Below are 7121 nucleotides of genomic sequence, written 5' to 3'. Positions count from 1 at the left end.
GTGGGGAGTGTGGGGAGTGTGGAGGGTAATTTTTTGGATACTTAGCTAGAAATCCCACACAAAATTTCGTTCACCCCGGGGAGATGGGGAGCAGGGGAAGAATAACTCTTCACTCCTAACTCCTCACTCCTAACTCCCAATGCCCAATGCCCCATGCCCTGTTTGCTTAAATGACTGAATAAAAATAAGAATACAAGCCCCAAAATTTATGATGGGGATTGTATTTTTGAATTTTGAATTTTGAATTTTGAATTCGGAGCGAAGCGACGCAATGCCCCGTAAAAAGGATAATCTCTGCACTGAATTTACTTTCACTCTCCCTAGAGGTTTGAGTGATGGTGAAAATCGAGTACATCGTCAAGGAGTAATGCGTTTAGCCACTGCTAAAGATGAAATTTTGGTACAAAAAGAACGTAAAGTGCAAGAAAATCCAGCTTACGGAATGTTGGTAATGCTTGCACGTGTGATTACTCGCTTGGGTAGTTTGAATTCTGTTAGCCCGGAATTACTTGAAGGATTGCTGTTACATGATATTGCTTATCTCAGGGAATTTTACAATCGAATAAACCAGCAAGGTAATGCACATATTCCGACACAATGTCCGCACTGCAATACTCAATTTTCAGTGGAGCTAGAACTGGCGGGGGAGTCATAAGCTACCCCTCTGATAATTTATATGAGGAGGTAGCTTTTGTTGCTTATCATTTTCATTGGTCACAAGATGATATTTTAAATTTAGAACATACTACCCGTCAGCGTTGGGTAGCCGAAATCAATAAAATTAACCAAAAATTAATATGAAAGTAAAAGTTAGCTATTCACCAACTCTTAGTGAAATCAATGAAGTTGACCTAACCATAGACACTGTAACGAGGGGAGAATGGACTGTGGGTCGCTCTCCTACTTCTGATTTGGTATTGGACAGCCCTGATGTTAGTCGGCAACATGCAAAGTTTTTTGTCAAAGGCGGCACTTATTACTTTAGCGACCTTGGTAGTAGAAATGGCTCGATAGTTAATGGTAAACAAGCTGAAAAGGAACGACCATATCTTTTGAATGATGGAGATGTGATCCGTATTGCAGATTATGTTCTGATTATGGAAGCGATCGCTCCGATGACTGAGCAATTACCTGAAACTGTCTTCAGAATTATAGATCCTTCTTTATTTTCTCGACAGCGATCGCCTGAAAATATCAGTAATCCTAATGTTGCTAGTCCACTACCACAGGTAGTCAACGAAGTTTCAACGCCAATTAGCGAAGTTTCAGCAGTTGCTTCTACTCAAACTGATGATGACATCCCTGTTGTGGAAGCCACCACTCCAGAAAACATAGTCCAGCCACCAGAAGCTATCAGCGAAATTCCACACGATGTCCGTAATGATATTGTAGATTTGCGTACATTAGTTGTAGAAGAAGAACATACCGTAAATTTAGATAACGTAGAATTTGCAGAAGTCAGCGAAGTTGCATCTCATGAAACTCAAGATGCGATCGAAACTCCTGAGGAGGAAATTACACTAAGGGAAACTACTGAGGAAGAAGTTACAGATTTAGAAGCAGCACTAGTAGCAGAAGCTACTTTTGTACAACAACGGCGTGAAATCGAAAGTGCCGTTCCCCAAGCTACTGACGAGCGGGACGACGAACTAGAAGCCGCACTCGAAGCAGAAGTCACCTTTGTCCAGCCACGTGATATTACTGCTGATGATGTTTCACAAACTACTGAGGAGCGCGATGCCGAATTGGAAGCCGCACTCGAAGCAGAAGTTACCTTCGTGCAGCCCCGTGATATATTCAATCGAGTACCCCAGGAGAATGTTGTTCCTGGAGTTATTGAAGAAGAAACTCCAGAACAACCAGTAAATTTAGAGACACCAATTACTACAACAGACACCGCAGATGTTGAGAAAGTGACAAGTAATGTTACTCCTGAAACTGCTGAAATTCATCAAGACGCAGAGATTGAACATCAGGATACATCCAGCCAAGCCATAGAGGAAAACAAGGAAGAATCAGTAAATTTTGACACTCCAATTCATCCAGTAGATTTTGCAGATGTAGATGAAGTCAGAGTTGATGAAACAGTCAACCAAGTTCCTGAAGACGTAGACATTCAACATCAGGACACATCCAGCCAAGTTATAGAGGAAACTAACGAAGAATTAGTAAGTTTAGATACTCCAACTTATCCAGTAGATTCTGTGGATGCTGATGAAGTCAGAGTTGATGAAACAGTCAGCGAAGTTCTAACTGCACCTGATGATAACGTTTCAGAAGTTTTCAGCAATCAATATATTGATTTGAGTGATAGAAGTCCAGAAGCAATGAATGTCAATGAAGTTTCCACTTTCGAGGAAATTCCATCTTTCGAGCCAGTAGAAAACGAAGCTCCTGAAATCATCACTCCAACTGTTGCAGAAGTTTCTGAACCACAAGCAACTGAATCTCAGGAAATTGCAGAACAAATAGATGTCACTGAGCCTGAAAAAGCCATCGTTCAAAGAAACATAGTACTCATTGCTCACGAAAGCAAGAAATCAGAACTTGGAGAATTTGTAGCTGAGCATCAGGAATTTTTCTCACAGAGTCATACAATTACCTGGCCATCAGTTAGCGAAGTTTTACATCAACAAGCTGGTATAACTGTTAGTCAACAAACCCCCGCCCCAACTTCTGGAGGATTTCAAACAATTGCTTCATTGGTTGGTTCAGGAGAAATTTTAGCAGTGATTTTCTTGAGAGATTTGCTACAACCTCAACCAGGTCAAGCAAATGAAGAAGCCTTGCTGAGATTATGCACAATTAATCAAGTTTTACTAGCAACTAACGTACCAACCGCAGAAGCGATAGTGCATTATTTGAAAGAGGTCGCAGGTTAGGAGTAAGTGGGGAGGGAGATGAGGGAGACAAGGGAGGCAGGGGAGAATAATAACTCCCCAGTCTCTAGTGGTTTATCTCATTAATTTTGCGGGGTTAATAAACGAACCGCAAAGGACGCAAAGAACGCAAAGAAAGAAAAATCAAGAATGAGTTTACCCCTCGTAACTAATGCGATGAACCACTAGTCAACACTCAACAGTCAACACTCAACAATTATGTAAAAAAATGTTTGCTAAGTTCAAAAGTTTATTGAGACAGCCGGTTGTTTTGTCCAGTGCGATCGCTACAGTTTTACTAGTAGGTATTCAAAAACTTGGGGTTTTTGAAACTCTGGAGGTGAGAGTCTACGACCAGATGGTGCAATTACGCACTGACCAAGGGCCAGACTCTCGTCTGTTGATTGTTGCTTTAACTGAAAACGATCTCCAAAAATGGACTTGGCCGCTATCTGGTGAACTTTTAGATCGACTGTTAGGCAAACTTGAAGAATACGAACCACGAGCTATTGGTTTAGATATTTTTCGCGATTTACCAGTACAGCCTGGTCACGACAAATTACTACAACGCCTACAACAAAGCGATCTCATCATTCCTATATGCAAACATTCTGGTTTTAAAAATCAGGGAATTGCTCCTCCTAAAGGTGTTGAACCAGAGCGAGTAGGATTTAGTGATGTTGTTGAAGATACTGATTCTACTATTCGGCGCAATTTATTATTAGTAAGTTCGGATGAATCTGACCCTTGTAAAAGTACATATTCCTTTGGTTTACAGCTAGCACTCAAATATTTAGAAGTTGGTGGTATTCAACCAGAATTTACGGCGAATCAGGAATTAAAATTACGAAATATTGTATTTAAACCCCTAAAAAGTAATGCTGGTGGTTATGAAAAAGCTGATACCAGCGGCTACCAAATTTTGCTTAATTATCGTTCTGGTCATCAAATTGCCCAACAAGTCACAATTACAGAGATACTTGAAGATAAAGTTAAACCAGATTTAGTCAAAGGCCGGATTGTTTTAGTTGGTTCCACAGCAAGTAGTTTACTTGACATTTTAAATACGCCATTTGCTAGTGGTAAGTCAGATAATTCTGGCAAGATGGCAGGAATTGAAATTCATGCCCAGAGTATTAGTCAAATTCTCAGTGTTGTTCTGAATCAACAGCCTTTATTTTGGTTTATCCCTGAGTGGGCTAAAGTTCTTTGGATTTGGGGATGGACTGTAGTTGGTGGTTTATTAGTATGGCGAATTCAACATCCTTTAGCTTTAGGATTGGCAGGAGCAATAGCCTTGTCAGTTTTATTTGTAGGTAATTTCATTATTTTTATTCAAGCAGGATGGTTACCAATAATACCTCCAATTTTGGGTTTAGTATTTAGTGGTGGGAGTGTCCTTGCCTATACTGCTTATCAAACCAAACAAGAACAAAAAGAAATCACCCAACGAGTCCAAGAACACCAACAATTAATTATTGAATTACAAGGTCTTTTACGCCAACGGGGTGATGCTTCCAATGAAGCGCCAACAGTAATTGCTGATTCTATTGGGCAAGAAATTGCATTAGGGACGCTACTAAACAACCGTTATAGAATTACCGAACGCTTGGGTTCTGGAGGATTTAGTAATACTTATTTAGCTCTTGATACCAAGCGCCCTGGTAATCCCCAGTGTGTAGTTAAACAATTACGACCCCCCCGCCAAGATACAGAATATTTAAATGTTGTCAGACGCTTATTTGACGCTGAAGCCGAAATTTTAGAAATTTTGGGCAAGCATTCACAGATTCCCCAATTGTTGGCTTTTTTTGAAGAAAAACGTCAGTTTTCTTTAGTGCAAGAATTTGTCGAGGGTCACGCTATGGATAAAGAGCTAACCTCTGGCGTGCGACTCAAACAAACTAAAGTTGTGGAGATACTCAAAGAAGTTTTACAAGTGCTGGCTTTTATTCATAGCTATGGTGTTATTCATCGAGATATCAAACCTAGTAACTTAATTAGACGAGAATCAGATGGGCGCATTGTTTTAATTGACTTTGGTGCTGTTAAACAAATTCACCCCCAACAAGTAGAAAATCACACTATTTCTATAGGTACTCCTAGTTATGCACCTTCTGAGCAAATGAGCGGGTTACCAAAACTAAACAGCGATATTTATGCATTGGGAATTATGGGTATACAAGCTTTAACCGGAGTAGACCCAAGAGTATTTCGCAGAGATACAAATACTGGTGAAATTATTATCCAAACCGAACCTGATGGTAATACAGATGTTTGGCACAGTTGGCGAGATTTAGCTGAGGTGACAAATGAGTTAGTTGTTATTTTAAATAAAATGGCACATTTCGACTTTACTCAAAGATATCAATCAGCAGCAGAAGTACTAAAAGTTATCGAAAGTATTTAAGTAAGGTTTGCACAAAAAATTCTTTGGTGGGAGTAGGGAACTCTTAACAGTGTTGGGGGAACAGTTTTATTACTATTTTTTCTAATTTATTGTGGTACTAGTGGTCTATCCCATTAATTTTAATGAGTTTGTAGTAAGCACTTCAGTGCTTAAAAATCAAGGACTAAAGTCCTAACTACAAACTTATTTACCACTCCTAACTAATGGTCTATCGCATTAATTTTGATGGGTTAATCAACTTTTCAACTTCTCTTGTTTCTCTCTTCCTTTGTGTACTTTGCACGGCAGTTGCTTCTCTACGAGACGCTTCGCGAACAAGTCGGGGAACCCGCCCAACGCACTGCCTCGTCTTTACGGTAGCCTGCGGCAAGCTGCTGTGGGTCTACGTTAAAACATTGTACTTATATCATTTATAAACTTAAATGGTATAAGTACAGGAATATTTGGGAGTAGGGCTGTTTCATTCGCTCATTTCCCAGAACTTGCAAGGTTTTTTTATGAGAACTTGGAGTGTTGCATAAGAGTCTATAGCTTTTGTGTAGGCATTAAGCTGCTCTTAGGTTTGGTGTTGAATATATTTTTGTATTGGTTGTTAACCGTCATACAGCGTTTTTCAGGTAAATGAAGTATACACATGGGGGCGTACCGCCATACGCCCTTCAAATTACCTGTACCTTACAAAGTTGCAATTTGCTATATGTCAACAGCATAAAGACTGTACAGTTTAACAGCCTAATATAGCAAAACCAAGGGCTGGGGACATTAATAAAGGATAAAACCTAGACATAACAAGACTTTTCACCCAGTTTCCAGTTCCTTGCTATGGCTTATCTACTTGCGAGAAAGAGGAAAGTGGATACATTTTGTACACACAGCGATACTAGTTTCCCAAAGTTTGATAGAAGTAGTGTTATTTATGATTGTCATAATTAAAACAACTGACCCTCAATCATCAATGGTGAACTCTACCCTTGTTCTCACACTCTATGTCAACCCTATGACAGGGAATGATACTAATATCGGTTCCAAGTTAAGTCCGTTTAAAAGTCTCACCCGTGCTTTAAAAGTAACTAAAATCCCTACAATCATTCATTTAGCTGCTGGTATTTACAGTATGACTAGTGGCGAGGTATTTCCTCTAGTTATCCGTGGAGGTGTGAAGGTTATAGGTAATGAAGATAACAAAGGAGCGGGGATTGTAATTTCTGGAAGTGGTCAGTATCAAAGCCCCAGTTTTGGAGTGCAAAATATTGCCTTGCTGTTGTTGGAAAATGCCAGTATTTTAGGTGTAACTGTCACGAATACTTCAGCAAAAGGTACTGGTATCTGGATTGAATCGGCTGCACCTACTATAGCCAACAATACTTTAAGTAACTGTGGACGTGAAGGTGTGTTTGTCACTGGCACTGCTAAACCAACAATTGGGGATAATGTATTTGTGCAAAATACTGCCAGTGGGTTAGTGATGGCGGGTCATAGCCAGGGCGAAGTGTTGGGAAATATATTTCAAAGAAATTCTTGGGGAATAGTAATTAGTGACTTTGCGGCTCCTACCATTGCCAATAACAAATTATCAGAAAATCGCACAGCGATCGCACTTTCTCGAAATGCCCATCCCCAGCTGCGTCAAAATCTCATTGCTAAAAATACCCAAGGTGGTTTATTAGTCAACGGTAATGCAGTCCCCAATTTAGGTACTAGCGAAGATCCTGGTGATAATATTTTTCGCCATAACTCTGAATTTGATTTACACAATGTCAGTACACAAAAGCTTGTTTGCGTAGGTAATCAATTGAATCCTTCCCTTGTCAAGGGATTGGTAGAACTAATTG

The 7121-nt window shown here is 39.9% G+C and carries 5 protein-coding genes; all 5 read left to right on the top strand.

Annotated features, from left to right (window positions below; genetic code table 11):
* Positions 1 to 271: 271 nt before the first annotated feature.
* Positions 272 to 655 carry a phage tail assembly protein gene (locus GNE10_RS29825; RefSeq protein ID WP_185569358.1) on the top strand — a complete coding sequence of 128 codons (384 nt, stop codon included), beginning with the start codon at positions 272 to 274 and terminating at the stop codon, positions 653 to 655.
* Positions 598 to 801 (top strand): DUF6760 family protein, encoded by a 204-nt coding sequence (locus GNE10_RS36450; protein WP_311774886.1) that lies wholly within the window; start codon positions 598 to 600, stop codon positions 799 to 801. The genes GNE10_RS29825 and GNE10_RS36450 overlap by 58 nt, the downstream gene beginning before the upstream one ends.
* On the top strand, positions 798 to 2882 hold the full coding sequence (locus GNE10_RS29820; RefSeq protein ID WP_185569356.1) for an FHA domain-containing protein: 2085 nt from the start codon (positions 798 to 800) through the stop codon (positions 2880 to 2882). The genes GNE10_RS36450 and GNE10_RS29820 overlap by 4 nt, the downstream gene beginning before the upstream one ends.
* 226 nt (positions 2883 to 3108) lie before the next feature.
* Positions 3109 to 5289: a CHASE2 domain-containing serine/threonine-protein kinase gene (locus GNE10_RS29815; RefSeq protein WP_185569354.1), complete on the top strand. Its 2181-nt coding sequence runs from the start codon at positions 3109 to 3111 to the stop codon at positions 5287 to 5289.
* Between the two features lie 955 nt (positions 5290 to 6244).
* A partial coding sequence (locus tag GNE10_RS29810) for a DUF1565 domain-containing protein (RefSeq protein ID WP_185569359.1) occupies positions 6245 to 7121 on the top strand: 877 nt, incomplete at its 3' end.

The sequence above is a fragment of the Nostoc sp. 2RC genome (assembly GCF_014222165.1).
GTDB lineage: Bacteria > Cyanobacteriota > Cyanobacteriia > Cyanobacteriales > Nostocaceae > Nostoc > Nostoc linckia.
The sequence above is the reverse complement of the archived record's forward strand: the minus strand, read 5'-3'. Positions and strand labels throughout refer to the sequence as shown.